The sequence below is a fragment of the Sphingobacterium athyrii genome (assembly GCF_003071065.1).
GTDB classification, from domain to species: Bacteria; Bacteroidota; Bacteroidia; order Sphingobacteriales; family Sphingobacteriaceae; genus Sphingobacterium; species Sphingobacterium athyrii.
In genome coordinates this window covers 18,329-44,727 of the sequence record NZ_QCXX01000009.1, presented here as the reverse complement: position 1 = coordinate 44,727, position 26,399 = coordinate 18,329, and the positions used below count along the sequence as shown (strand labels likewise).

General features: G+C 40.6%; 24 protein-coding genes. 11 read left to right on the top strand and 13 right to left on the bottom strand.

From position 1 onward, the window contains the following. Window positions 1-57: 57 nt before the first annotated feature. Together DCO56_RS25020 and DCO56_RS25015 are read right to left on the bottom strand one after the other, a co-directional pair. Window positions 58-405, bottom strand: a complete 348-nt coding sequence (locus DCO56_RS25020; RefSeq protein WP_108636433.1) for a hypothetical protein — start codon at window positions 403-405, stop codon at window positions 58-60. 118 nt (window positions 406-523) lie between these two features. Continuing rightward, complete coding sequence (locus DCO56_RS25015) at window positions 524-2,836, bottom strand: TonB-dependent receptor (RefSeq protein WP_108636432.1); 2,313 nt, start codon at window positions 2,834-2,836, stop codon at window positions 524-526. A 120-nt stretch (window positions 2,837-2,956) separates the two neighbouring features. On the opposite strand from DCO56_RS25015, the gene DCO56_RS25010 reads away from it, so the two are divergent. The 3 genes from DCO56_RS25010 to feoB all read left to right on the top strand — a co-directional run bounded on the left by DCO56_RS25010 (window position 2,957) and on the right by feoB (window position 6,247). Beyond that, complete coding sequence (locus DCO56_RS25010; RefSeq protein ID WP_108636431.1) at window positions 2,957-3,616, top strand: metal-dependent transcriptional regulator; 660 nt, start codon at window positions 2,957-2,959, stop codon at window positions 3,614-3,616. 195 nt (window positions 3,617-3,811) lie between these two features. Continuing rightward, window positions 3,812-4,060 (top strand): FeoA family protein, encoded by a 249-nt coding sequence (locus DCO56_RS25005; protein WP_206531815.1) that lies wholly within the window; start codon window positions 3,812-3,814, stop codon window positions 4,058-4,060. A gap of 3 nt (window positions 4,061-4,063) precedes the next feature. Beyond that, the gene (feoB, locus tag DCO56_RS25000; protein ID WP_206531816.1) at window positions 4,064-6,247 is read left to right on the top strand and encodes a ferrous iron transport protein B; all 2,184 of its coding nucleotides are present in this window, start codon (window positions 4,064-4,066) and stop codon (window positions 6,245-6,247) included. 49 nt (window positions 6,248-6,296) lie between these two features. Here feoB and DCO56_RS24995 read toward each other — a convergent pair whose 3' ends face one another. From DCO56_RS24995 to fbaA, 4 genes are all read right to left on the bottom strand, one after another. Then, the gene (locus DCO56_RS24995) at window positions 6,297-6,881 is read right to left on the bottom strand and encodes a 2,3-bisphosphoglycerate-dependent phosphoglycerate mutase (protein ID WP_108636429.1); all 585 of its coding nucleotides are present in this window, start codon (window positions 6,879-6,881) and stop codon (window positions 6,297-6,299) included. A 333-nt stretch (window positions 6,882-7,214) separates the two neighbouring features. Further along, window positions 7,215-7,883, bottom strand: a complete 669-nt coding sequence (locus tag DCO56_RS24990; RefSeq protein WP_245935913.1) for a sterol desaturase family protein — start codon at window positions 7,881-7,883, stop codon at window positions 7,215-7,217. Between the two features lie 233 nt (window positions 7,884-8,116). After that, window positions 8,117-8,791 (bottom strand): head GIN domain-containing protein, encoded by a 675-nt coding sequence (locus DCO56_RS24985; RefSeq protein ID WP_108636428.1) that lies wholly within the window; start codon window positions 8,789-8,791, stop codon window positions 8,117-8,119. Window positions 8,792-9,008: 217 nt separating this feature from the next. Further along, window positions 9,009-10,088 carry a class II fructose-bisphosphate aldolase gene (gene fbaA / locus DCO56_RS24980; RefSeq protein WP_108636427.1) on the bottom strand — a complete coding sequence of 360 codons (1,080 nt, stop codon included), beginning with the start codon at window positions 10,086-10,088 and terminating at the stop codon, window positions 9,009-9,011. Window positions 10,089-10,333: 245 nt separating this feature from the next. On the opposite strand from fbaA, the gene DCO56_RS24975 reads away from it, so the two are divergent. The 6 genes from DCO56_RS24975 to DCO56_RS24950 all read left to right on the top strand — a co-directional run bounded on the left by DCO56_RS24975 (window position 10,334) and on the right by DCO56_RS24950 (window position 16,417). Continuing rightward, complete coding sequence (locus tag DCO56_RS24975) at window positions 10,334-10,717, top strand: ArsC family reductase (RefSeq protein WP_342749313.1); 384 nt, start codon at window positions 10,334-10,336, stop codon at window positions 10,715-10,717. 94 nt (window positions 10,718-10,811) lie between these two features. Further along, window positions 10,812-12,758 carry a M1 family metallopeptidase gene (locus tag DCO56_RS24970; RefSeq protein ID WP_219929447.1) on the top strand — a complete coding sequence of 649 codons (1,947 nt, stop codon included), beginning with the start codon at window positions 10,812-10,814 and terminating at the stop codon, window positions 12,756-12,758. A 157-nt stretch (window positions 12,759-12,915) separates the two neighbouring features. After that, a complete protein-coding gene (locus tag DCO56_RS24965; protein ID WP_108636424.1) occupies window positions 12,916-13,602 on the top strand; it encodes a hypothetical protein in 687 nt (228 codons plus the stop codon). 118 nt (window positions 13,603-13,720) lie between these two features. Beyond that, complete coding sequence (locus DCO56_RS24960; protein WP_108636423.1) at window positions 13,721-14,134, top strand: RrF2 family transcriptional regulator; 414 nt, start codon at window positions 13,721-13,723, stop codon at window positions 14,132-14,134. Between the two features lie 6 nt (window positions 14,135-14,140). Then, window positions 14,141-14,788 carry an NAD(P)-dependent oxidoreductase gene (locus DCO56_RS24955; RefSeq protein WP_108636422.1) on the top strand — a complete coding sequence of 216 codons (648 nt, stop codon included), beginning with the start codon at window positions 14,141-14,143 and terminating at the stop codon, window positions 14,786-14,788. Between the two features lie 144 nt (window positions 14,789-14,932). Beyond that, window positions 14,933-16,417 carry an amino acid permease gene (locus DCO56_RS24950; RefSeq protein ID WP_108636421.1) on the top strand — a complete coding sequence of 495 codons (1,485 nt, stop codon included), beginning with the start codon at window positions 14,933-14,935 and terminating at the stop codon, window positions 16,415-16,417. Between the two features lie 123 nt (window positions 16,418-16,540). Here the strand turns inward: DCO56_RS24950 and DCO56_RS24945 are convergent, their stop codons facing one another. After that, window positions 16,541-17,083 carry a DUF1543 domain-containing protein gene (locus tag DCO56_RS24945; RefSeq protein WP_108636420.1) on the bottom strand — a complete coding sequence of 181 codons (543 nt, stop codon included), beginning with the start codon at window positions 17,081-17,083 and terminating at the stop codon, window positions 16,541-16,543. A gap of 153 nt (window positions 17,084-17,236) precedes the next feature. On the opposite strand from DCO56_RS24945, the gene DCO56_RS24940 reads away from it, so the two are divergent. Next, complete coding sequence (locus DCO56_RS24940; protein ID WP_108636419.1) at window positions 17,237-18,109, top strand: serine hydrolase; 873 nt, start codon at window positions 17,237-17,239, stop codon at window positions 18,107-18,109. A 181-nt stretch (window positions 18,110-18,290) separates the two neighbouring features. On the opposite strand, the gene DCO56_RS24935 is transcribed toward DCO56_RS24940, so the two are convergent. The 4 genes from DCO56_RS24935 to DCO56_RS24920 all read right to left on the bottom strand — a co-directional run bounded on the left by DCO56_RS24935 (window position 18,291) and on the right by DCO56_RS24920 (window position 22,816). Next, entirely contained in the window at window positions 18,291-18,779 is a 489-nt protein-coding gene (locus DCO56_RS24935; RefSeq protein ID WP_108636418.1) for a hypothetical protein, read from the bottom strand. A gap of 151 nt (window positions 18,780-18,930) precedes the next feature. Then, complete coding sequence (locus DCO56_RS24930; RefSeq protein ID WP_108636417.1) at window positions 18,931-19,818, bottom strand: bifunctional 5,10-methylenetetrahydrofolate dehydrogenase/5,10-methenyltetrahydrofolate cyclohydrolase; 888 nt, start codon at window positions 19,816-19,818, stop codon at window positions 18,931-18,933. A gap of 69 nt (window positions 19,819-19,887) precedes the next feature. Further along, window positions 19,888-21,678: a translation elongation factor 4 gene (gene lepA, locus DCO56_RS24925; protein WP_108636416.1), complete on the bottom strand. Its 1,791-nt coding sequence runs from the start codon at window positions 21,676-21,678 to the stop codon at window positions 19,888-19,890. Between the two features lie 148 nt (window positions 21,679-21,826). Further along, window positions 21,827-22,816: a cation diffusion facilitator family transporter gene (locus DCO56_RS24920; RefSeq protein ID WP_108636415.1), complete on the bottom strand. Its 990-nt coding sequence runs from the start codon at window positions 22,814-22,816 to the stop codon at window positions 21,827-21,829. Window positions 22,817-23,029: 213 nt separating this feature from the next. On the opposite strand from DCO56_RS24920, the gene DCO56_RS24915 reads away from it, so the two are divergent. Continuing rightward, the gene (locus tag DCO56_RS24915; protein ID WP_241254829.1) at window positions 23,030-24,235 is read left to right on the top strand and encodes a pyridoxal phosphate-dependent aminotransferase; all 1,206 of its coding nucleotides are present in this window, start codon (window positions 23,030-23,032) and stop codon (window positions 24,233-24,235) included. Between the two features lie 117 nt (window positions 24,236-24,352). On the opposite strand, the gene DCO56_RS24910 is transcribed toward DCO56_RS24915, so the two are convergent. Together DCO56_RS24910 and DCO56_RS24905 are read right to left on the bottom strand one after the other, a co-directional pair. Next, on the bottom strand, window positions 24,353-24,880 hold the full coding sequence (locus DCO56_RS24910; protein ID WP_146191135.1) for a hypothetical protein: 528 nt from the start codon (window positions 24,878-24,880) through the stop codon (window positions 24,353-24,355). A 66-nt stretch (window positions 24,881-24,946) separates the two neighbouring features. Further along, window positions 24,947-26,053: an ISAs1 family transposase gene (locus tag DCO56_RS24905; RefSeq protein WP_108636412.1), complete on the bottom strand. Its 1,107-nt coding sequence runs from the start codon at window positions 26,051-26,053 to the stop codon at window positions 24,947-24,949. Window positions 26,054-26,399 lie beyond the last annotated feature (346 nt).

Sequence of the window (26,399 nt, the reverse complement as noted above, 5' to 3'; positions counted from 1 at the left end):
TTTTTCAGATAGTCAGTAGCCCATTGTATATACACTGGAATTGCTTCTTTTACAGCCTTACGAAGCTGGTCGAAAGTAATGATCTCTGGGATTCTCAAATAACTCCTGTTCAGCCGCCTTATCTTGATCAGCTTTCTCAAAAAAAAGTCCGGAATGACCATCCTTCAATTTACTTAAGATTTTTTTAAAATGAGGTTCCAATGAATTAATATCCGATATTGTCCTTGTCTCTTCAATAAAAACTGGCCGGATAGAATCCCATTTGATCAACGATCCACGATAAGCATGCCGCTCGACAGTATCTAAAAATGCATTGGCAAGCTGGTTCACCGATGAGTTCTGGGCATAGGACGGCACAACGAAACTGGTTAAAATCAGTAAAAAAAATAGTATTTTCTTTTGCATCTTGCTATTAATAATTGCTCTACTGAGGTAGCACCAAATTAGTATAAAAATATTTCTCTAAGCGTAACAAGATTGAAATATTTAGCACAAATCCGGTATAATGCACTTGTCAATTTACTTAGGGGGTCTTTATCTTTAATCCAACAAAGAAAGTTCGGGGCATATTAGGACCATAAATGTAATTGCTATCCCGATTTTTACCTGTATCAAAGTCATGTTGGTAAGCATTAAAAATATTCTTCACCCCAGCATAGACTTCGATCATATTTTTAAATTTTGACAGACTAAAAGTATGCGACACTTTACTATTTACCTCTGAGAATGCTTTTGTATGAACCATTTGATCTTCCGGAAAATTGTCTGCACCGCCAGCATGCGCGATCTTCATTTTACCTGTGTACACATAGTTCAGATTGACCGTCCAGCGCTTATTAGGTGTAATATTCAGGTTTGCAAAACCATAGTCATCTGGTGTTCTCAAGAATGATTTTATCGCTTCAACACCTTCCAGATAAGACACAGGATTTTCATATTTGCTCTGTTGCAAAGTAAAGCCTGTCTCCAGTTGTACCTTTTTAGTATAATTGGCGCGCAATTCCAATGTAGTCCCTGCTACCTTCGTGTTATTTCCATTGCGTTTTTCAAACACCTTACCAAACTCGTCCGTACCGATTTCCTCGAGTACAAAGGCATCTTTCAGATGCGTATAGAATCCTTCCAATGTAAAACCCGCAATCCATTTTTCCGTAGCTTTGTCGTAGTTTAAGGAGCCACTGAAGCTCTTTGATCGCTCTTCCCGAAGATCAGGAGCTAATTGAACACGTGAGACTCCACCACCAGCGAAGGCGATATGAAGATCTGTATCAAATGCCTGTGGTGCCCGAAAACCTGTTCCATAACTTAAACGGAACTGCGCATTGGGCGCATGCTTATATAAAAGTGCCACACGCGGACTGACGATCGCTTTGTCTAATAGATTATGCTTATCCACCCGAACACCGGATAACAGGTTAAATTTGTCCGCAAAGTCCCAGTCACTCTGAAAAAAGCTTCCCCAATCTTTCGTATGCTGATCGACCAAATAGTTATAACTCGGAATTTCATCGTAAACCTTGTCAGACACATATTCCGTTCCGACGGTCAGCACATTCCGATGGTTCAAAAAATTGCTGATCTCGTGGTTCAATTGAAAACCGCCCTGCAATGTGGTTGTCTTTGAATCGCCATAAGGCGGGTTTTTGAGATGATTTTCGATTTCTTCCGGACTATCCGGAAATATTCCGGTATAATGTTTTCTATTGGTATTTTGAAAAGCTGTATAAAAGATCAGTGAAGATTTATCTTGATTAAAATTAATCTGATAATCAGCACTCCCCATCCATATTTTATGGACACGTTCCTCCGACTGAAGCGTAAGGTATGCCGGTTTTTTCGTCATCTCACCCCCATATCTATATTCATTCAGATTGCTTAAGGAGACTTCCAGTTTTTGATTGTCCGAAAACCGATAGAATGAATTAATGCCAAGTGAGGTATTTTCAATTTTAGGGATTTCGGAGAAATTATCCCCATTTGCATCGTAAAAACTCCGATCCCGTTTATTGAAGAAAAAAGATGTCCCCGAATTGCCTTTTTCGTTGACCAAAGTTGCATTTCCACCGAGGTTAAAATCGTTTGCCTTTCCATTGATACTTTGGTAAAAAGAATTGATTTCATAACCGCTTTGTTTCGGCAATTTGGTAATTACATTCACAGTCCCCCCTATCGCACTTGAACCATACAGCGAGGAACCACCACCACGGACGACTTCAATCTTTTCGATCATATTGACAGGAAGTTGCTCCATACCATAAAGCCCCATCAGAGGGCTAAATATAGGCCTTCCATTAATCAATATCTGTGCGTACCCGCCCTGTAACCCATTCATCCGCAGCTGTGTATAATTACAGGTCTGACAATCTGTTTCCACCCGCAGGCCCGGCTGAAACTTCAACCCTTCAGAAAGATTACATACCTGTAGATTGTCCAAGGTTTTACTATCCAATATATTGACAATTACCGGACTCTCCGTTTTTCGTTTGAATGTTTTTGTGCCCGTGACCACAATTTCATCCAGTAAAAAAATGGAACCGTCTAAGCGGATGTCCCTGGCCACAGTAACCCTGTCGATCCGAATCGAATCACAATAGACATTAAAACCGATATGTTTGACTTCCACTCCCCAAGTACCATAGGGAATCTTTTCCAATGTAAATTGTCCAAGATTGTTGGACTTCGTACCCATCTTTAGTGCAGGAATCACCACGGATACCGATTTCAACGGGAGCCCATTACCGTCATAAATCTTACCCGTTACCCGACCTGTTTGCCCAAAGGAAATAAATACTATCAGCATTAAAGCTGTTGCTAAGAGAATTCTGAATCCCGTCATGATTGTTTTATTTTGATTAAATATAAATTTAGAATTGCAAATCTAACAAGTTAGATTATACTAACAAAATAATTTCTAACTTTACTATTAGACAACACTAATATTTGGTAAATTTGCGTTATGATATCACAGACTGAAGAGAACTATCTAAAAGCGTTATATAATCTGACATACCTAAAAGGTGAGGCTACTGTCAACGAAATCAGTAAACGACTGGACATTAAAATGCCAACGGTCAATAGCATGATGAAAAAACTGTCAGAAAAGGGCTTTGTCCATTATGAGAGTTATAAACCCCTCAAATTGACAGAAGAAGGCAAAAAAGAAGCTGCACTTATTATACGAAAACATCGACTCACGGAAATGTATCTAGTTGAAAAAATGGGGTTTGCATGGGATGAAGTTCACCAGATTGCCGAACAGATCGAGCATATCCATTCGCCTGAATTTTTCACCAAAATGGATCAGTTATTAGGATATCCTACGGTAGACCCACACGGCTCACCAATCCCTGACCATAATGGTGTAATGCGTTCGGAGAACTATATCTTCCTTGACACCTGTAAAATTGGCAATGTGGTCACATTAATGGCGGTACAGCCTTCCTCCAAAGAATTGTTACAATACCTAAACTCTAAAAACCTCGAATTGGGCACAACATTAACGATTCACGCTATCGAACCATTTGACCGCAGTATCACAGTTAGTTATGACAGCCGGTCGGCAGAAGTACTCAGTAGCAAAGTAACAGCAACCTTACTTGTACGCCCTATTTCTTAAAAAATAGCTAACTGCTATTTTTACTCAACATCATCCTATTTGCTGGAGCCAGCATCCATGACTCCACTGCCATCTATGTCAAAAAAATAAATCTGTACAAGCGTACAGGAACAATGCTAGATCAAATTTGTCACGGAATATTTTGTTAGTATAATCTAATTTTATAATTTAGTAAAACTAAAAATAAAATAAGCATTGAAAAACAAACAAACTATACCATTGGGATTTTTAAAAAAAGACGAGCGCGCAAACATCCACGGTATAACAATGGACTGCGGTCAAGAAATTCGACAACGCTTGCTTGACCTGGGGTTTGTCAGGGGCACCGAAATAACTGTGCAAAATATAAGCCCTTTGGGCGATCCGATCGCCTACAATATACACGGAACGCTAATTTCTTTGCGTCGGGAAGATGCCTTACAGATATTGATCACCCATAAATAGACGATGATGAAAAAACATACTGCCTGCGACACCTGTCAGCTAAATCCAACGTCAAAACTGAAACAATGGGGAGCGCATGCGGAAAATTCTGCTTACACGATTGCCTTGGCCGGAAACCCAAATACAGGAAAAAGTTCTATTTTCAATGCACTGACCGGGCTAAAACAACATACCGGAAACTGGCCGGGCAAAACAGTTAACCGAGCAGAAGGGAGCTACTCACACCAAGGCGAAAAATTTAAAATCATTGACCTTCCGGGCACTTATTCCCTACTCTCGACATCCGAGGATGAGGAGGTTGCCCGTGATTTTATTTTATTCGGGAGACCGGATGTCACAGTCATAGTCCTTGATGCCAGCAGGCTCCAACGAAATTTCAGTTTGGTACTACAAATACTCGAAATCAGCAATAAAGCGGTCCTCTGCATCAATTTGATTGATGAGGCACGACGTCATTACATAGAAATTGACCTACGAACCCTATCCAAGGACCTTGGCATTCCCGTTATCGCTACCAGTGCCCGTACCAAAGAAGGACTTTCGGATCTGTTAGCAGCCATCCATCAGGTAGCAGACGGCAGCTTTCAACCAGCAAAAACAATATCTTTCCAACTGGCGAAACAGACTGGCACGGCTGTCGCGGCTATCGCAAAACGTTTACATATACTGGATAACAACCTGTCCAATGTTAATTGGCTGGCCATGCGATTGATTGAAGAAGATAAAAATATTATTAATGCATTACAAAAAGGACGGTTGTCCCCTTCCATTAACAATGAAAATTTATCTCCCCTCTTGCATAGCGCAAACGAATATCGGGTCAAACTTGGAGATCATTATCGAAATGATCTGGTTGAAGCGATTTATGCTAAAGCCAGTCAGCTCGTAAAAGAACATGTTTCTACTGACTCCGACAATCGGTCATTTCGCCTGGATCGCAGTATAGATCATATTGTCACGCACCGAATCTGGGGATTCCCAATTATGTTCCTGCTTCTCGGGTTTATTCTTTGGCTTACGATTACCGGAGCAAATTATCCCTCTCAGCTATTATCATACCTGCTATTGGATCACGTTTATTCTTTTTTAAAGGAGCTGACCATATACCTTCACTTCCCTGTTTGGTTAAGTAGTTTTCTAATTGACGGGATCTATCTGGCTACCGCCTGGGTAATAGCCGTCATGTTGCCTCCCATGGCGATCTTTTTTCCATTATTTACTTTATTGGAAGATTTTGGCTATCTCCCCCGTGTAGCATTCAATCTGGATCGTATATTCAAAAAAGCCGGCGCACATGGCAAACAAGCACTGACCATGAGTATGGGGTTTGGCTGTAATGCCGCGGGGGTTGTTGCGACAAGGATCATTAACAGTCCCCGTGAAAAGTTGATTGCCATTATTACCAATAACTTTTCACTATGTAATGGAAGATGGCCGACGCAGATTTTAATAGCAACTCTTTTTCTTGGGGTCTTGGTTCCTGCGAAGTGGTCAGGATCTGTCGCCATGTTCGCGGTTATTTTTATTGCAATACTGGGCATTGCATTTACATTTTTCACGTCCTGGCTCTTGTCAAAAACCTTGCTCAGAGGAGAATCCTCCTTCTTCACGCTGGAACTACCACCCTATCGTCCACCAAGATTTTTTCAAACTGTATACACCTCATTCATCGACCGTACCTTGATCGTCCTATGGCGAGCGATCGTCTTTGCTGCTCCGGCCGGAGCGATTATATGGTTGATTTGCAACGTTCATATCAGTGACCAGAGTATAGCACAATGGCTCATTCATGGACTCGATCCAATGGGTTTGTTTATAGGTCTGAACGGCGTTATTTTACTCGCTTATATTGTCGCTATCCCAGCCAATGAAATTGTTATTCCGACGATATTAATGTTAACGGTGATCGCGGTCGGCGACAGTACCGTCGGTGCTGGGTCAGGTATATTGTTTGAAGGGTCCGCAAACCAAGTTTCGGCCCTATTACATGCCGGAGGATGGACAACACTAACAGCCGTAAATCTGATGCTCTTCAGTTTATTGCATAACCCATGCAGTACAACAATATACACGATTTATAAAGAAACAGGCAGCCGTAAATGGACAGCGGTAGCAACCTTATTACCGGTATTTTATGGCCTGATCGTGTGTTTCCTTGTAACAAAAGCATGGGCCTTGTTTGCCTGATCAACTGGGCTTACCTAAGAGTATTCATTCTAATAAAAAAACGGTTATCTTAATGTATTATCTGATCCCATTGATAAGTAATGGGATCTCCGGTCGCTATTTCCCGCTCCAGTATCTGTGCTGGCGAAAGATGCTCCAGATACATGATCAATGCTCTTAGACTGTTACCATGTGCGACTATTAGTATATTTTTACCAACCTCCAATTCTGGTTTGATATCATGTTCAAAATAGGGTATCACTCGATCATAGGTATCTTTTAAGCTTTCACCTCCCGGGGGAGCGACATCAAAAGATCTGCGCCAGATATGTACTTGCTCCACCCCATATTTTACAGCTGTTTCATCTTTATTTAAACCCTCCAGATTTCCATAGCTCCGTTCGTTCAAGGCGGCATTTATCACAATTGGCATATCAGGCTTTCCGATTTCATCCAGAATAATCTGCAAGGTATGTTGCGCCCGGATTAATGTGGAGGTAAATGCGATATCAATTGATTCTTTCGCTAATGCTTTTCCTGCCTTTTGTGCTTCCAGTTGTCCTAAAGCTGTAATATCAATATTTTGCCAACCTGTGAAACGGTTCTCCAGGTTCCATTGCGACTGTCCATGGCGGACCAAAAATAATTTTGCCATTACTGATTTATTTTTTTCAAAGAATAGTCAGCTAAACCATGTCTATATAGGCTTCGTATTATGAAACCTAAATTCTCCTCTGTTTCAGCACTAACCATAAATACAATAACATTATCGCAGATTTTGTTTTATGGAAAATAATCTGTTAGCTCAGTGATGCGTAAATTTTGTATTTTCACTTCCTTCGAATAACTGCTTTTTTAACCGACTCAAAAATTCTGCTCTTTCTTGCTTTGTCACCCCTATTTTTTCAGCAGCAGGAATTATTGCCACAAAAAAAACCTTTGGAAAAATTTCAAAGGCTTTTTTTCTAATACGATCTAATAAAAAGCGTTATGCTTTTTCTTCTTTTAATGTCGAAGACTCTTTTTTTGGTTCTTTTTCCTCAAAACCCGAGCGCAAGATTTCATCCCATAAGGACGAACTCACACCGAATCCTTTTTCTGGATCTGAATAATGGTGCAGCATGTGATGTTGCTTAATACGTTTGAAGATTCCGCTCTTAAAATTTGCGTGATGCATGGCGTAGTGGCACTCATCATAGATCAGATAACCCACCATAAATCCGGAGAAAAAGCAAGCTAAGATAAATTCATTCGAAAAGAACAATGTAAATCCAAAATACACCAAAGCCGCTAACGGAATACTGGCTGAAAGTGGCATAACCAAACGCATCCGATCTCTAGGGTAGTCGTGGTGTACACCGTGAAAGATAAAAGCGATCCGTTTCCCCCATTCCGATGTCGGGTGGAAATGAAATACCCAACGATGTAATGCATATTCAAATGCTGTCCAGAATGCCAAACCAAAAACAAAATAACCAATATATGTCAATAGATCAACATCACCCCAGACCAGAGCTTTATATGAAAAGAAAACAACTACGGGTACATAGAAAATCAAAGGTACGCTCCAGTGCACTTTCGTCAACGACTCTAAAAAGTCATTTTTGAACATGCGTGTAGATTCCGTAGAATTTGAAACATAATTACGCTTTGCCATAATACTATTTTTATTATTCCCCCACAAAAATAAGTATTTTAAGCACAAATGAAGAAGGGTGTAGGATAGAAAAACAAAATATCTGACCTTTTCAATAAAAAAGTTAAACACCTGCTAACGTCCTTTACAGCTTAAAACCTTTTATTTGATCTTTTAACTCTAATTTTCTTAAATTTTCAGCATTTTAACCGCGAATTCACAAGAGTCAAAATTGACAAAATCAAGACAGTTTACTATTTAAAGTTGACTGTTCCGCCTGCCATTTTCTTTTCAACGCGTTGTTCAGGCTTGCCATAGACATCTATCGTACCGCCACCACGTGTCTTTGTTTCGATGGAATCCACCGCATTGACTTCAGCCTTTCCACCCCCGTTTACAGTAACTGTAGTTGTTGTCGTCTTAAAATCCTTCCCCTCATATTTGCCGCCAAAATTGGAGATAATCTCCTGTTTTTCCGCTTTACCATAAAGTGCTATTGTTGCACCGGAGGTTACTTTCACTTCAGCACTTTTTGCTTCCGCGTGCAGATCGACAAGACCACCTTCGGAAGCGTAGACTTTGAGATGATCAGCCAACACAGTATTGTTTGACGTAGCAAACACCTTTGCTCCCTTTTTTGCTTCTACATTTTTCAAACTTTTGTAGTAAACTTTCACAGAGATATTGCCACCCTGCAGCATATTTAGCGTGTTCATTTTTAAAGCTAAAGCACCATTCGTATTGACCACCTTCACATTCTCGTAGTTCTGCCCTTCGAATGTCACCAGAGGCTCATTGGCCTTGATCAATTCTACCTGTATTTTATCTGTCGCGACTACCGAACTAAAATCCCCTACATTTTGTTTAGCCTGCCCAAATCCCACTTGGGTCATTAATAAAAGAAACGCACTGATTCCTAAAAATTTCATAGTTATATTATCCGTTTTTTGATTACCTGATATGCCCTTTCCAGCTGTATTTTCATTTAATTTGTTTACAGGGACTATGTGCGCATATTGACTTATTCCGTATTTCTGCCGTCAAAAAACACGCCAATCATCATCCTCATACTTCTTTTTAACCTATTTTGACAAAAAAAAGGTGTCCTAAAAATTAGGACACCCCGCTATTAATATTTCGTTTTGCTTACAACTTGCTGTTTACATCTACCGCATTCAGATCAGCAAATGCTTCTTTCAGGCGAGCAACAAATGCTTCTTCACCCTTACGCAACCATACACGTGGGTCGTAATATTTTTTGTTTGGAGAATCAGTACCTTCAGGATTTCCGATCTGTCCTTGCAAATAATCGTGATTTTTAGCTTCATAACCTCTCACACCATCCCAGAAAGCCCATTGCATATCGGTATCGATATTCATTTTGATCGCTCCATAAGAAATAGCTTCTGCAATTTCTTCAGGTGAGGAACCAGAACCTCCGTGGAACACAAAGTTAACTGGCTTTTCGGCAGTAAGCTTGTATTTTTCGCGGATATACTCTTGTGAATTATGTAAGATGACCGGTTGTAATTTTACATTACCCGGTTTGTACACGCCATGTACATTACCGAATGCTGCTGCAACAGTAAATTTGTCAGATACTTTAGACAATTCTTCGTATGCATAAGCAACTTCCTCTGGTTGTGTGTATAATTTAGAGCTGTCCACATCTGAGTTGTCAACACCATCTTCTTCTCCACCCGTAACACCCAATTCGATCTCTACAGTCATACCCAATGGTTTCATACGTGCTAGGTATTTTGCAGAAATTTCGATATTTTCTTCGATCGGTTCTTCAGATAGATCCAACATATGTGAAGAGAACAAAGGTTTACCGTGTTGTGCGAAGAATTTCTCACCCGCATCCAATAAACCGTCGATCCAAGGTAAAAGTTTTTTAGCCGCGTGATCCGTGTGCAAAATTACGGCAACACCATAGTGTTCTGCCAATAAATGTACGTGCTGTGCTGCAGATACCGCACCCAATACACAGGCTTTCAAGTTATCATTATTTAATGTTTTACCAGCATAGAATTGCGCACCACCGTTTGACAATTGAATAATTACAGGAGAGTTTACTGCTTTAGCAGTTTCCATTACCGCATTGATAGAATTTGTTCCGATAATGTTTACCGCAGGCAAAGCAAATTTATGCGTCTTTGCAACTTCAAACAACTCTTGTACTTGATCTCCCGTCAATACACCTTTAAAATCTTTTAGGCTCATATTACTGTTATTGATTTATTTTAATCTTTATTAACTCTTGAAGCTACTAAATTATTAAAAATAATTATTACTTCCTAATTTTTATAGTGTACTAAATACACTATCAGTTTGTTTATTACCCTAAACGCTGGAATCGCGATACACCTGCCCCGGTCTACTGCCGGAATTAAATCAGTTCGTTCCACAGGGACATCGCTTCTTCTGTTAAAAAAATACACGGGATACTTCCGTAAATAAATCAGGGATTGATTAAATTTGAGCTCACCAATATTGGAATCATTATGCTACAGGTATACGGTATCAAAAACTGTAACACAGTAAAGAAGGCCTTAACATGGTTAGAAGAAAATCAGATTGATTTTCAATTTCATGACTTCAAAAAAGAAGGCGTCAGTGATGAAAAACTTAAAGAATGGGAGAAAAAAGTGGACTGGCAGTCTTTGGTCAACAAAAAAGGGACAACTTGGAAAAAATTGACAATCGAAGAGCAAGCGCAGGTTGTCGACGCCAGTAGCGCCAATAAAGTACTTAAAGAACACACAAGCATGATCAAGCGCCCAGTGATTGAATATGGTAAAAGTATTCTGCTCGGATTCAGTGAAGACGACTATAAAATCAACTTAAAATAGTTGTTACAAGCTCCCTAAAAAGGAGCTTTTTTTTGTAAGTACAAACTAACGATTGTATATTGTAACCAATAAACGTAATTTAATTCGAACAGATATGATGAAAAGACTTGCATTGGCTTCTTTCAGCCTTATTGCATTGGGCTATGCTTTTCCGTCCTTTTCCCAGGAAAAAACATCCAACTATAGTTATACCCAAGCCTTTGCCCCGTTGTTTTTCAAGAATAATGGAAATGATTATCGCTCTGCGGCCGGTAAACCCGGTCCTGGATATTGGCAAAATGCTGCGGACTACAAAATACAGGCATCATTAAATGATCAAAACGATCAGGTAACCGGCACAGTAGAGATTACCTATAGTAACAATAGTCCTGACAACATGGATTACCTCTGGTTGCAATTGGATCAAAATATGTTTTCACAACATGGACGTGGCCAGTTGATTTCCCCATTGACTAATAGCCGATATGGCGACGGGAACTCAAAATTTGATGGTGGTTATCAGATTCAGTCTGTCACCGATGTCAATGGAAAAGCCATAGAGCATATCGTAGATGATACCCGTATGCAACTGCGACTTCCGGCTGCACTGAAAAGTAAGGGTGGAAAAATCACCTTTAAGATCACCTATCAATATATAGTACCCCAATATGGTGCCGACCGTACAGGCATCCTGGATACTAAGAATGGTAAAATCTATGCTATCGCACAATGGTTTCCCAGACTCTGTGTATATGATGATATTAGAGGCTGGAACACGCTACCTTATACAGGGCCCGGAGAATTCTACCGCGAATTCGGAAATTATCAGGTCGAAATCACCGCGCCAGCCAGCCACATCGTTGTACTGGGGGGTGAACTTTTAAATCCACAGGAAGTATTCACGGCAGACCAGTTCAAAAGATATCAGCTTGCGCTACGTAGTGATGAAACGGTATTGATTCGCTCAGCCGAAGAAGTTACAGCAAAAAGTTCAAGGCCGAACAAAAAGACTTTAACTTGGAAATATCAGCTCAATAATGCACAGGATATTGCCTGGGCCTCCTCCACCGCCTTTATATTAGATGGAGCTAAAATCAATCTACCAAGCGGCAAAAAAGCACTTGCCCTATCAGCCTATCCAGTAGAAAGCAATAGCAACAATGCCTGGGAACGTTCGACAGAATATACCAAAGCCGCCATCGAAATTTATTCCAAAAATTGGTTTGAATACCCCTATCCTGTAGCCGTAAATGTTGCTTCCAACGTAGGTGGCATGGAATATCCCGCCTTGTCTTTCTGCGGCAATCAGGCCAAAGCAGGTTCCCTTTGGGGAGTCACCAATCATGAATTTGGCCATAACTGGTTTCCTATGATTGTAGCGTCCAACGAACGTGAGCACGGCTGGATGGATGAAGGGTTCAATACCTTTATCAATGAACTGGCAACTCAAGAATTCAATAATGGTGAGTATCATCGTCCGCAGGCCAGTCGTTCGTATATTTTCACATCGCAAAATCTCGAGCCGATCATGAGTACACCACAAAATATGAAGGAACGCAATATCGGCGCCCTTGTTTATTACAAACCGGCTTATGGGCTCAAATTATTGCGTAATGAGATTATTGGCAAAGAACGCTTCGATTACGCCTTCAAAAAATATATTCAGGAATGGGCTTACAAACATCCAACACCCGAGGATTTCTTTAAAGCGATCGAAAACGGAACTGGAGAAAGCCTTAATTGGTTTTGGCGTGGATGGTTTGTCAATAACTGGCAAATGGATCAGGCGATCAAATCCGTTTCGTACGTCAACAATCAGCCTATGTTAGGAGCGTTGGTCACGGTAGAAAACCTGGAAAAATTGCCTATGCCAGTTATCGTTGAAGCAACCACAGTTTCGGGCAAAAAAATAAGAAAAAAATTACCTGTGGAAGTCTGGGAAAGAAATAACGTTTGGCAGTTTAAAATCCCTACAAACGAAGCCTTGCAGTCCGTACAGTTGGATCCTGACGATGTCATGCCTGACAAGAATCCGGATAATAATACATGGAAGGCAAATTAGAGCGTTAATTCAAAATCTATTCGTTATTTTTGGTAAAGAAATTCTACGTTAGGAGACCATTATGAACACGTCAAAAAATTGCTCATAATGGTTTCATGGCGCTAGACGAATAAAACGGAAGGTAACAAGCTCATTTATGTATATATATATTATCCCCATGAAAGTCACACAAACGATTCTAAGCTGCTTATTTATCATGTTGATCAGCGGGCAGCTATTTGCACAGGAAAAAACCAAAGGTATTATTATGGAGCTTGTCAGCGGAGAAAAAATTGAGGCTGCACACATCCAGAATTTACGGAGCAAAGTAGAAGTTCAGACCAATAGGGATGGATCATTTGCTATTGATGCCAATATCAATGATCTACTTTTGATTAAAGCAACCGGATACGAACAGGACACGGTATTTATATATGATTCGAGCTTGCGAAGAATCTATTTGAACAGAATAAATACGCCCATTGAATTGAATCAGGTTGTTGTTGAACGGATGACCGATAGTAGACTTGCAGCTGAAATCCAACGCGAGAAAGTCGCCGGAAAATATTCGGATGCCAGCCAAAACCGCGGCGGAATCCGGATCTCTCCAAGCCGTATATTCAGTAAGGAAGGAAAACAGGCCCGTTCAAATTACAAACTACTTGTCGCGGAACTGGAAAAAAGAACGGTTGATCGCAAGTTTACGGACAACCTCATTAAAGAAGTAACACCACTTGACGGATCCGAACTGGCTTTATTTAAAGAAAGATTCAGACCCTCTTATAAGTTTATCCAAAATAGCAGCCAAGAAACATTACGGGTCTACGTGATGGATAGTTACAAGAAATTTAACGAGAAAAAATAAAAAACAAGTGTTTTTATCACGTAATTGTCAGAAGGCTCTAAACTGTAATATTTTTTATTTCAGTTTAGAGCCTTTTCCATTACTTTTGTGTTATCAAAATTAAAAAATCAGCAGCGGGATGTTACACAACTTGAGATTTGCAACAGCTTTACATATTATGGTTCTAGCACAATTGGAGGAGTCCGGACAATGGCTTTCCTCTGAATACATCGCTTCAAGTATCCAAGTAAACGCTGTTGTCGTCCGCAAGGAAATTTCCTCCCTGAAAGCGGCCGCTTTATTAATCAGTAAAGAGGGCAAAGGTGGAGGAATTCGCATAAACAATAAAAAAGAGCACATCACCCTTGCAGACATTTATCAAAGCACAAAACAAAATGAGCTATCGGGTAAATTCAATACCCCAAACCCGGCTTGTATTGTCGGTAAAAACATCAATGCCAAATTGCAAGATCTTTATCAGGAAGTCGACACTGATATTGTAGTACGTTTGGAGAAAATGACGCTTGCTGATTTTAGTAAAACATTTAATTAAAAACACATGAAAGTAGCAGTAATTGGATCCACAGGATATGTAGGAACACATCTTGTCAAAGAATTGGTTGACCGGAATTACGAAGTCGTTGCACTCGCTCGCCATACAGAAGGCATTCCATCGAATGACAGCATAACAAAAGTAGCAGTTGATATTAATAACCACGATCAACTGGTAAGCGCTTTGACAGGTACAGATATCGTTGTTTCGGCATTTAACGCTGGTTGGACCAACCCCAATCTTTACGAAGATTTTACTAAGGGGGCTTTAACCATTCAACAGGCTGTTAAAGATGCCGGCGTGAAACGTTTTATTGTCGTCGGTGGAGCGGGAAGTTTGTTAATTGAAGGCAATCGTCTGGTCGATTCACCCGAATTTCCAAAAGAGATCAAACCCGGGGCCCTGGCGGCCGCAGATTACCTGGACATCATTCGTAAAGAAGACCAACTTGAATGGACAATGATCAGTCCTGCCATAGAGATGAATCCACAGGCAGGTGGTAAACGAACCGGTAAGTACCGCACGGACTTGGACGCGCCAGTATTTGATCACGAAGGCCGTTCGAGACTATCTGTTGAGGATCTTGCTGTAGCCATCGTTGACGAGATCGAAAATAAACAATTTATAAACAAACGCTTTACAGCAGCTTACTAATAGCTATACAATCGTTTGATTTATATTTTAGACAAAATTTTATTACAAAAGGGAAGCGCAATCTTCCCTTTTGTCGTTGATATCATTTATATTTGACATTAATTAAACAATTAAAAAGCTAAATAATCGTAAAGAATTAATCCTATGCTATTTAAAAAATCGATTCCTAAACTGATTGCTGAGGCAAATGAAAATGGTGAACATACACTGAAACGAACATTAACGAGTGGCGGATTAATTGCGCTAGGCGTTGGAGCAATCATTGGAGCAGGGCTATTTTCCTTAACCGGAATTGCCGCTGCGGAGAATGCTGGTCCGGCTGTTATCCTATCTTTCATTATCGCTGCCGTTGGCTGTGCTTTTGCAGGTCTTTGTTACGCCGAATTTGCGTCCATGATTCCTGTCGCCGGAAGTGCTTACACCTACTCTTATGCGACAATGGGAGAATTTGTGGCTTGGATAATCGGTTGGGATCTTGTCTTGGAGTATGCCCTCGCCGGTGCCACCGTAGCCGTCAGTTGGTCGCAATACTTTAATCAGCTCCTGATGATTTTCCACATCCATTTACCCGACGCCTTACTGAAAGGCCCTTGGGAAGGTGGTATGGTTAATTTACCGGCAATCATTATTGTATGTTTGCTTTCTCTACTATTAATGCGTGGAACACAGGAATCGTCACGCGTAAACAACATCTTGGTAATCTTAAAAGTAGGTGTCGTATTGATTTTTATCGCATTGGGCTGGAGCTTTATCAACCCTGCAAACCACGACCCTTTTATCCCTGTAAATGCCGGTGAAGAGATGGTCAAGAATGGTCAACAAGGCCTATGGACTTTTTTAAAGAGCGATGACTTCGGTCATTTTGGAATCAGCGGTGTTTTGCGTGCAGCAGGTGTGGTATTCTTTGCTTTCATTGGCTTCGATGCCGTAAGTACTGCTGCTCAGGAAGCAAAAAATCCAAAAAAAGGTATGCCAATTGGTATCATCGGCTCATTGATCATTTGTACCCTTCTTTATGTGTTATTTTCCTATGTAATGACAGGTATCGAAAATTACACGATGTTTAAAGGCGACGCCAAACCAGTAGCCACGGCATTTGCGAAAACAGGATATCATTTTCTGAATACTGCATTAATTATTACGATTATTGCAGGTTATACATCTGTTATTCTTGTCATGCTGCTTGGCCAGAGCCGGGTATTCTACTCCATGAGTAAAGATGGCCTGCTTCCAAAAATATTTTCTGATCTTTCCAAAAGACAGACCCCTTGGAAAACAAATGCAATCTTTATGGTATTCGTAAGTATCTTCGCTGGATTTGTTCCCGTCTCTGATCTTGGTCACATGGTGAGTATAGGAACCCTATTTGCCTTTACATTGGTTTGTGTAGGTATATTGGTACTCCGCAAAACAGATCCTAATTTGGAACGTCCATTCAAAACACCTTTAGTTCCTTTTGTTCCGATCATGGGTATCATTGTCTGCGTGCTGATGATGGCTTCATTGCCTATTGAAAGCTGGGAGCGTTTGGCAATTTGGTTGGCCTTAGGTCTGTTGATTTACTTCGTTTATGGTAAGAAGCATAGTGTCATCCGTAAACAACATAGCGATCAACAAGGTATAGAATAATTGAGACAAACACCACGTAGTGATACTTGTCTTGGTAAAAAATAGCGGGTTTCTTTTTAGGAAGCCCGCTATTTTTTTTTGGTTATTGTTCAACACTTGATATATTTATGCCCCGACAATATCTTACAAAGCGCTCAATTTAAAATAACCATTTGCAATCACATCTTCTTTCAATCCGGTTTTGGGCACAATTTGAATATGATATTTTTCCTTATCAGCATCAAGCAATAGATCTTCTATTTCATAAATATCATCGACATCCAAGCCATATTTATCATCTATATGAGCCGTGCTATGGTGTTTCCAAAAAACAGTTCGTTTAGCCTTCTCAGTAGCTTTTCCCAAATTCGGCGCAACAATGAGTTCTTTATAATGAAATTCATCAAATTCATTCGGTTTATAACCGCCCAGATTAACAAAAAACAACTTCAATTCCGTATCAGAAATTGCCGCATCATTTTTTTCCACGACCGCAATTTCATACTCGCCAATCTTATTGACGATCCGATAAGCATCAATATGAATTTTCCCATCGGCATCAGGCCAAAAATCTTTAATTGGGTCTATAAAATCCTTCAGTTCATTCCCGATTCCGAAAAAAATATCATGTTGTTCCGTACGTCTATTTTTCGGTTTACAACCAATCAAAATCATAAATAATTTCATATGCAATAATCTGTCTTTGTATGAGAATATCAAATATTCAGGTTATTTTCATTCCTGTTTTTGCTTTCAATCGTGGATATTTCATAACTTAAGCCCACTGAACAATAAAAATAACGATTATTCACCACATTTAATACACATAACCCCCTGACTATGAGTAAAATTTTACTATCATTTACGTTATTATTTCTATCCTTATGCTCTTTCGGGCAAAAACGAAGCACTGATAGAAAACTCGAAAAACAAATTAAACAGCTTATTCAGGGTTTTCAGGGAGAAGTAGGTATCTATGTACATAACCTAAAAAAACACAAGGAAGTTAATATCGGAGCCGACAGCATTTTTCCCACAGCGAGTGTTGTCAAGATCCCGATTTTAGTGGGTGTCTTTGATAAAATTGAAAAAGGACAGTTGCAATTAGATCAGGAGCTTATCTACCGTGAGAGCCAAAAATACGGTGGTTCGGGCCTGATGCAATTCTTTAAAGACAGCAGCAAGGTCGACCTCAAAACTCTTGTAGCTCTTATGCTTTCTTACAGTGACAATGTCACAAGCATCTGGAATCAAAAACTTGCTGGCGGAGGAATGGCCATCAACACACTAATGGCCGACCTTCAATTGCAGCATACGCGTGTAAACTCGCAAACTGAGGGAAGAAAGACAGACTGGGAAAAATATGGCTGGGGACAGACCACGCCAAAAGAGATGGCCGATCTCCTGACCCTGATCCGTCAGGGAAAGGTAATATCAGAAAAATCCTCCGATCGCATGTATCGTTTTCTGGGCAATATGTTCTATGACGAAAGAGGGCTCTCCCAAATTCCCGCGACGGTAAAGGCCGCCTCCAAAACGGGATCGCTGGATGATGTACGTAATGAAGTAATGTTGGTCAATGCGCCCAAAGGCGATTATGTCTTTAGCATATTCACCAAAAACAATGGGGATCAGAGCTGGGGCAAAACCAATGCAGCAGAAATACTGACACGTAAACTCTCCAAACTACTATGGGATTATTACAATAAATAAATTAAATACTTCAAGATTATACCATGATGACATTGGAGCTGCGGGTCTATTCTTGAGACTGGGTATGAGTTGTAAAAAAATAGGAAACTGAAGAGTTCCCTATTTTTTTATCTTAATGCCGCACTACGCGGATTAGTTTTTCAACTATACAATTTTCTGGCTTTGCAGCCAATGCCGTCATCTATTTTTTAAAAGCGTCTTTCACATCTTTAGCAGCTTCTTTTGTACCGGAAGCAACATCTTCGGCTACCTTTTTAGTTCCATCCGCGACATCTTTTGCTACATCTTTGGTTTTATCGGCAGCTGTATTCGCAGCATCTACCGTAGCATCTTTTGCGTCTTTCAACCCTTCCTTCACATCCTGCCCCGCGTCACGTAAAGCGGTTTTGGTTTTTTCCCAAGCGGTATTAGCCTCCTCAGAAGCAGCACGCGCTTTCTCTTCAGCAGCTTTATCACCTTTGGCAATCGCTTCATCTAAAGCCTTTTTTGCTTCCTCAGCTTTCAAGCGCGCGCTTTCTTCGGCGTTCTTTAAGTCCGCAATCGCTGCATCTACATGCTCGCCTACTGTTTGTGCAGTATCAGTCAAATCTGATGCTTTTTTCTCTGAATTGTTACAAGAAGACATTACCAATGCTCCTGCTACTACCGCTAAAAGTGCAATTTTTTTCATTAGAATTTTGTTTTTTAATGGCAAGAAGATATCATGAGGTTGTATTTATCCATTTTGGACTTCCATCAACCACATGATACGCTCATGTAAGTTTGTATTTATATGATTAATTAGTCTATAATTTACAACTTCTATGCCAAATAGACAAACTTTAGTGTTTCGGATAAATTGTTCCCTTTGCAGCCTCCAATGTATTCTTCAATAATCCAACGATGGTCATCAGGCCCACGCCACCCGGTACTGGAGTGATCCATGATGCTTTAGGTGCCACATGCGTAAAGTCCACATCGCCGTATAATTTAAATCCAGATTTCGTCTCAGTTGAGGTTTCTCTGTTGATACCCACGTCAATCACCACAGCTCCCTCTTTCACCATATCCGCCGTAACGAAATTCTTTCTTCCTATAGCTGCCACTACGATATCTCCACGCAGTATCTCCGTTTTTAGATCTTTTGTACGGCTATGCGTTAAGGTCACGGTGCAGTTCCCTGGGTTAGCATTACGCGCCAGAAGTATACTCATTGGAGAACCAACAATATTGCTTCGGCCTACCACCACGGCATGTTTGCCCGCTGTCTCGATCTTATAGTAATCCAGCATCAACATAATACCATAAGGTGTTGCAGGAATAAAACAGGGAAGATTACGTTGCATACGACCCAAGTTGACCGGATGAAATCCATCCACATCCTTACGGTAATCAATTGCTTCGGTAATCTTGTCCGGATCAATATGTTTTGGTAAAGGTAATTGAACGATCAGGCCGTCGATGGAATCATCTTTGTTGATTTCTTTGACCTTGGCGATCAATTCCTCTTCAGTGATTGTCTCATCATAACGGATGTTTGTCGATTCAAAGCCGACCAATTGACAATTACGCATTTTGCTGGCCACATAAGTCTCGCTACCACCGTCGTTACCAACAAGGATAGCTACTAAATGCGGTTTCCGACCCGTTTGAGTTGTAAATTCAGCCGCATCCAGAGCAATCTGCTCTTTAATTTTTTCGGAAACTAATTTACCATCTAATAGATTCATGTTTAGGAGATTTGATTGTATTTAAAAGGAGCCCAAGAGCTCCTTTATTTTGTATAATTTAAAATGTTATTAATCCAATTTCAATACCGCCATAAATGCAGATTGCGGAATTTCTACGTTCCCAACCTGACGCATGCGTTTTTTACCTTTCTTCTGTTTTTCCAACAATTTACGTTTACGGGAGATATCACCACCATAACATTTTGCGGTTACATCCTTACGCAACGCAGAGATCGTTTCACGAGCGATAATCTTTGCCCCGATAGAAGCTTGAATTCGGATCTCAAATTGTTGGCGCGGGAGCAGTTCCTTTAATTTCTCACAGATTTTCTTACCGAAATCGTAGGCATTGCTTCGGTGGATCAAAGAAGACAGCGCATCCACTGGCTCATCGTTCAATCGGATATCCAATTTAACAAGATCCGAGGTACGGTAGCCGATCTGGTGATAGTCAAATGAAGCATACCCTTTGGAAATTGTTTTCAACTTATCATAGAAATCAAATACGATCTCACCCATTGGCATTTCAAAAACCAATTCGACGCGATCCGAAGTCAGGTAGTGCTGATTCATGATCGTACCGCGTTTTTGAATACACAACGACATGATCGGTCCTACAAAATCCGATTTGGTAATGATATTCGCTTTGATATAAGGTTCTTCAATTGAATCCAATTTACTTGGATCAGGTAAGTCCGAAGGGTTGTGCACGATCACTTCTTCCTTATCCTTCGTCATATACGCTTTGTAAGATACATTGGGAACGGTAGTGATTACCGTCATGTCAAACTCTCTTTCCAAACGCTCCTGAATAATTTCCATGTGGAGCATACCCAAGAAACCACAACGGAAACCAAAACCTAAGGCGGCGGAAGATTCAGGTTCAAACACCAAAGAAGCGTCGTTCAACTGCAGACGGTGCATTGATTCACGCAATTCTTCGTAGTCTTCTGTATCTACCGGATAAATACCGGCAAAGACCATTGGTTTTACTTCCTCAAATCCTTGGATTGCTTGACCACAAGGACGGTCTTTGTGTGTAATGGTATCCCCTACTTTCACTTCACGCGCTTCCTTGATACCAGAAATAATATACCCTACATCCCCTGTTTTAATGACTTCTTTGGGTACCTGATTAAGTTTCAACGTACCGATCTCATCCGCAAAATACTCTTTACCAGTCGCCACGAATTTTACTCTGTCCCCTTTACGGATCTCACCATTTTCAACTTTGAAATAAGCCATGATCCCACGGAATGAATTAAATACCGAGTCAAAAATCAAGGCCTGTAACGGTGCATCAGCATCCCCCACAGGATGTGGGATACGTTCAACAATGGCTTCCAGGATATCTGGTACCCCAAGACCTGTCTTTCCGGAAGCAGGAATAATTGCCTCACGTTCACCACCGATTAGATCAACAATTTGATCTTTCACCTCTTCGGGCATCGCACCCGGAAGATCCATCTTGTTTAAGATCGGGATGATTTCTAGGTCATGCTCTAAAGCCAAATATAAATTTGAAATTGTTTGTGCCTGAATACCCTGTGAGGCATCCACAATCAATAAAGCCCCTTCACAGGCAGCAATAGAACGGGATACTTCATAAGAAAAGTCGACGTGTCCAGGAGTATCAATCAGGTTCAAAATATATTCTTGACCATCTTTTTTATAATTCATTTGGATGGCGTGACTCTTGATCGTAATACCACGTTCACGTTCCAAATCCATATTATCAAGTAATTGTGCCTGTGCTTCGCGCTGACTGATGGTATTGGTATACTCTAAAAGGCGATCTGCCAAAGTACTTTTGCCATGGTCAATATGCGCAATAATACAGAAATTACGAATGTGCTTCATATAGGATTTTTAAACTCTTTTGCTAAAAGGCAAAGATACCTTTTTTTATACATATTTATAGAATCAAGTATATTTTTCATCCGTTGAGAGTTGTCTGATGAAAAGTTTTGCTATACACATGAGACACAAGCAGAAAGCATTTTCATTTTCAATCCGCTACGGCATAGGAAAAATGTTTCTGGTTGCGGGTCACCTTATCCATATCCCAGGCAATCTTACCTTTAAATTCTTCCGAACGTATCGGACAGTTCGCCACTTGGCAATAACGGCAGCATTGTGGGAGACAGGGATCCGCGTGGACAAAAAACTCAGTACGCACCGACATTTCCTTATTGACAATCTTATCGACAGCAGAAATTTCATCATGAACTTTTACCAGGTCGAAGTAGCTTGGCAAAGTGAGGTGACAGTCGACATGCAGTTCGTTGCCATAGCGCTGCACCCGAAGATTATGCACGTCAATCCACTCAGCCTTACGATTACGTTCCAAAATCGCTACCACATCCTGCACAAGCTCGGTATCTGATTCATCCATCAGTCCACCGATAGACTGCCGAAGTAATTTATAGCCATTAAACAAGATAAATAGCCCCAATATAATAGAGATTACCACATCGATCCATTGGAACCCCGTTAGTTTCATCAGGATTAAACCCAATATCAAACCAATTGTACTGTAAGCATCCACCTGTAGGTGTTTACCATCGGCAATTAGGGTAATGGACCCAAGGGCACGTCCCCTTTTCATGATATAAAATCCCACAGCAAAATTGATCAGCGAGGTGATTCCGATCAGATAGATCCCCTGTTCGAGATGAGTAATCTCTGCCGGAAAAAAGATATTATAACAGGCTTTGGCTAAAATAATCGCTCCAGCGATAAAAATCAGTCCCCCCTCAAGGAAAACAGAAAAGAACTCAACTTTACCGTGCCCATAGGGGTGATTTTCATCTTTAGGCTGTGCCGCAAGATAAATACTATAGAAAGCGAAACCAGAAGCGATCACATTGACGATGCTTTCGGCAGCATCTGTAAAGATGGCACTGGAATCTGTCAAAAAATAAGCTACGAACTTAACAATCATTAAGCCTATTCCTGTAAACAGCGATAATAAAACCAATCTTGTTTGTCTCGACATGACCTGTATTTTGTAGGGCAAAGGTAAAGATATAACGCCAAATCAAATTGATTAGTTTTACACATCAACATCAAAAAGATGTCGCTATTGACAGGCTAAATCGCGACAATCGCTTTTTTGTTAGCAAAGCCCCAATAAAAACGGTACTTTTCTTTGTAAATTTTCAAAAATAAAGACAATTATTTGCAACGTATATAATATCTTTGTCTTACCATGAGCACATCATCATACTTATCAGACAGGATAAATAATTTGTCCGAATCGGCCACACTTAAAATGACCAAGTTGGGCCGCGAATTAGCAGCAAAAGGCGTTAATGTAATCAGCCTTAGCGTAGGTGAACCTGATTTTAACACTCCTGAACATGTAAAAGATGCAGCAAAGAAGGCCTTGGATGAAAACTGGACACGTTATTCGCCAGTACCAGGATACCCTGAATTGCGTCAGGCGATCGTAAATAAGCTAAAGACAGAGAATAATCTGGATTATGATATTTCGCAGATCGTTGTTTCAACAGGTGCAAAACAATCCCTGTCTAATGTGATCCTAACGTTGATCAATCCGGGTGATGAGGTAATCATACCTACACCATACTGGGTATCCTACTCCGAAATGGTTGTTTTAGCAGAGGGAAAATCGGTATTTATCAATACAGAAATCGACAATAACTTTAAGATTACGCCTGCACAATTGGAAGCGGCCATTACGCCAAAAACCAAATTGTTTATGTTCTCTTCACCGAACAATCCAACTGGAACAGTTTACAGTAAAGATGAATTAGCAGCATTGGCTAAGGTTTTCGAAAAGCATCCACAGGTATTTATTCTCTCTGACGAGATCTATGAGCACATCAACTTTGTGGACAAACACGAATCCATAGCACAGTTTGACAGCATCAAAGATCGCGTTATCATCATCAATGGTTTTTCAAAAGCCTTTGCGATGACAGGCTGGCGTTTAGGGTATATTGCGGCCAACAAAACTATTGCGGCAGCAAATGATAAATTACAGGGTCAGACAACTTCAGGTACTTGCTCGATTTCACAACGTGCAGGTATTGTTGCATACGAACAGGGATTAGCGTCGGTCAATAAAATGAAAGAAGCCTTTGCGCGTCGTCGTCAATTGGTTTACGATCTGTTGAGCGATATCCCGGGTGTACGTACCAATCTTCCAGAAGGCGCATTCTACTTCTTCCCAGAAATTTCATCCTTCTTTGGCAAGAAAGATCAGGATGGTAATATCATCAAGAACTCATCTGATCTAGCTTTATATCTACTGAATGTTGGTCATGTCGCTACTGTAGGCGGTGATTCATTTGGTAATGACAACTACATTCGCTTATCGTACGCTGCCTCAGACGAAAGTCTGATCGAAGCATTAAAGCGTATCAAAGCAGCATTAGGCAAATTAGCATAAAATCAGTATTCACTATAAAAAAAGGCTGTTCAACAAAGTTGGACAGCCTTTTTTTATCAATCTCAGTCTTATCAATCCCACTGTATTTTCCACAGCGTTATAATCCGATAGGTTCTCTTATTTAATATGCTCCATCACTTCAATAAATTTTCTTCCCTTGTTCTTCGGGTCAAAAAGCATTTTTTCTACCTTATCCAGTTCAAGAGCCTCTAAATGGCCAGGCAGCATACTCTCTTTCATCAATCTCAGTAATTGGGCCCAGTCGGCACGATTAATGCTATGCTGGATCAATTGCATCATCTGCACGGCATTACGGTATTCCTTTCCTGCTTTCAGTTCTACTACCATATCCATCCAGTCACCGTAAGTGAAAACGCTGTTTTTTTCCCGTTGCAGTTGCAATGCTTTCATCTTGACCATATCATAGCCCAGCAGCATTTCCGTGACAGAATCAATCTCCATACAGGCAGCAATTTTTTTATAATCTTTTGGGAACTCTACCCGCGCATCGCCATCCAGGAGCTTACAGAACGTGGGCACCTCCTTCTTTAGAGAATCACAGTCTTGCTGTGCCTGCAGCTCTATTGTCATCATCATTACCAGTGCGATCGTTAATATCCGTAGATAAATAGATTTCAGTTTCATGTTCCGAAGATACCCATTTCCCAGAAATATCATTCCCAGCACATAATTTTCACAGGGTCAACGCATTTAAATTTGATTAAAAATTTGCATTAGATACTTATCCTCCCATCCCGCTTTGAGTCTCTTTGTGACCAATGAGCCCTTTGATGTATCCTTTTTGAGCAGATTGAGTCCTATTTTTCTAATATATGAGAAGTTGTCGGCGGCATTCTTTGTTCTCTTTCTTTGCCTGTCCTCATTAAATATCATATCCAGTGACCAGTGCAACTTGTTTTCCACGCCCCAGTGTAACCTGATATAACTATTGAAATGTGCCGCTTTTTCACTCAAGCTGCTGATATAATAGCGCTGTTCTGTGGTCACCTTGTTTCCTATCTCCCTTGTGGAACTTATGCGTACCACCGATTTTATTGAAGCCCATGAAATACTGTTGTCTATGAAGGTAAGGTCGGTGATCACCTCGCATTTACGGCTTTCTATGCGTCCGTGCCCTTTCTCCTGGGCGAGATCTGCGTCTGCTGGAAGCTGGTTTTCAAATCGACCCTTTATCTGATCCGATAGTTCCTGTTGGTTTCCCTTGACCGATAGGATATAATCCGCCTTGTTCTCTACGATCTTCTGTGCAATATCGACTTGGGTACCCATAGCATCTATGGTCACGATGCTCCCTTCTATGTCCAGCAGTTCCAATAAAAGGGGGATTGCGGTGATCTCGTTGCTCTTATCAGAGACTTTCAATTGTCCCAATACCAGCTCATTACTGGATGCCCATGCGCTCACCATGTGTATTGGACTCTGGGAATGAAAACTATCCCTTGAACCCCTAATGCTCTTCCCATCTATACTGATGACCTCCTTTTTGATCGACTCATTCTTCAGGCTACCTGCCCATTCTACGAACATTTTTTCAAACAACTTGGGCCGAAGACCGCTGAAGACACGATTGATCGTGTCGTGTGAGGGAATCCCATGAGGCAGTTTGAGAAAACCTTTGAGAAAACCAAGCTTGGTTTTACCGAAAGCCTCAATGGAATCCCAGGATTCAGCACCACAAAGTACACCAAGGATCGACAGAATGATGATGTCACTCAAAAGATGCTTCTTGTTCCGGCTAATCCGGTGGTCGGGAAACTGTTCAAAATAGTGATGGAGGGTACTCTTTTTCTCTAACATGATGGAACAAAGATACCTCCATCAGAGCTTTAACGAAACACATATTACCAACATCGAAAACCTAAAAATGTGGAAACTCTCCTGAATTTTTTATTTTTAATGCGTTAGCCCTGCCTAACCTATGCATCTTTCTAAAGAAACAATTTATTTGGATTGGACAACTAGTAAATGGTTGTATAAAATTGAAGAAGTTTTTTGTCCACAGGACTTTAATAGTCACTTGAGTATATCAATGGCCGAATTCTTAGAACTGCTAAAAGCTAAGATGGTTTATTTCCTTTCTAGTTTTACTGAAATTATGGGGACTATTACAAAAAAGGCAAAAACGGTATTGCCAAAGGAAAAG

Excerpts from the sequence above, each read along its gene's own strand:
- DCO56_RS25020 (WP_108636433.1), bottom strand. The coding sequence starts at position 405 with ATGCAAAAGAAAATACTATTTTTTTTACTGATTTTAACCAGTTTCGTT.
- DCO56_RS25015 (WP_108636432.1), bottom strand. The coding sequence starts at position 2,836 with ATGACGGGATTCAGAATTCTCTTAGCAACAGCTTTAATGCTGATAGTA.
- DCO56_RS25010 (WP_108636431.1), top strand. The coding sequence starts at position 2,957 with ATGATATCACAGACTGAAGAGAACTATCTAAAAGCGTTATATAATCTG.
- feoB (WP_206531816.1), top strand. The coding sequence starts at position 4,064 with ATGATGAAAAAACATACTGCCTGCGACACCTGTCAGCTAAATCCAACG.
- DCO56_RS24995 (WP_108636429.1), bottom strand. The coding sequence starts at position 6,881 with ATGGCAAAATTATTTTTGGTCCGCCATGGACAGTCGCAATGGAACCTG.
- DCO56_RS24990 (WP_245935913.1), bottom strand. The coding sequence starts at position 7,883 with ATGGCAAAGCGTAATTATGTTTCAAATTCTACGGAATCTACACGCATG.
- DCO56_RS24985 (WP_108636428.1), bottom strand. The coding sequence starts at position 8,791 with ATGAAATTTTTAGGAATCAGTGCGTTTCTTTTATTAATGACCCAAGTG.
- fbaA (WP_108636427.1), bottom strand. The coding sequence starts at position 10,088 with ATGAGCCTAAAAGATTTTAAAGGTGTATTGACGGGAGATCAAGTACAA.
- DCO56_RS24970 (WP_219929447.1), top strand. The coding sequence starts at position 10,812 with ATGATGAAAAGACTTGCATTGGCTTCTTTCAGCCTTATTGCATTGGGC.
- DCO56_RS24965 (WP_108636424.1), top strand. The coding sequence starts at position 12,916 with ATGAAAGTCACACAAACGATTCTAAGCTGCTTATTTATCATGTTGATC.
- DCO56_RS24960 (WP_108636423.1), top strand. The coding sequence starts at position 13,721 with ATGTTACACAACTTGAGATTTGCAACAGCTTTACATATTATGGTTCTA.
- DCO56_RS24955 (WP_108636422.1), top strand. The coding sequence starts at position 14,141 with ATGAAAGTAGCAGTAATTGGATCCACAGGATATGTAGGAACACATCTT.
- DCO56_RS24950 (WP_108636421.1), top strand. The coding sequence starts at position 14,933 with ATGCTATTTAAAAAATCGATTCCTAAACTGATTGCTGAGGCAAATGAA.
- DCO56_RS24945 (WP_108636420.1), bottom strand. The coding sequence starts at position 17,083 with ATGAAATTATTTATGATTTTGATTGGTTGTAAACCGAAAAATAGACGT.
- DCO56_RS24940 (WP_108636419.1), top strand. The coding sequence starts at position 17,237 with ATGAGTAAAATTTTACTATCATTTACGTTATTATTTCTATCCTTATGC.
- DCO56_RS24935 (WP_108636418.1), bottom strand. The coding sequence starts at position 18,779 with ATGAAAAAAATTGCACTTTTAGCGGTAGTAGCAGGAGCATTGGTAATG.
- DCO56_RS24930 (WP_108636417.1), bottom strand. The coding sequence starts at position 19,818 with ATGAATCTATTAGATGGTAAATTAGTTTCCGAAAAAATTAAAGAGCAG.
- lepA (WP_108636416.1), bottom strand. The coding sequence starts at position 21,678 with ATGAAGCACATTCGTAATTTCTGTATTATTGCGCATATTGACCATGGC.
- DCO56_RS24920 (WP_108636415.1), bottom strand. The coding sequence starts at position 22,816 with ATGTCGAGACAAACAAGATTGGTTTTATTATCGCTGTTTACAGGAATA.
- DCO56_RS24915 (WP_241254829.1), top strand. The coding sequence starts at position 23,030 with ATGAGCACATCATCATACTTATCAGACAGGATAAATAATTTGTCCGAA.
- DCO56_RS24910 (WP_146191135.1), bottom strand. The coding sequence starts at position 24,880 with ATGAAACTGAAATCTATTTATCTACGGATATTAACGATCGCACTGGTA.
- DCO56_RS24905 (WP_108636412.1), bottom strand. The coding sequence starts at position 26,053 with ATGTTAGAGAAAAAGAGTACCCTCCATCACTATTTTGAACAGTTTCCC.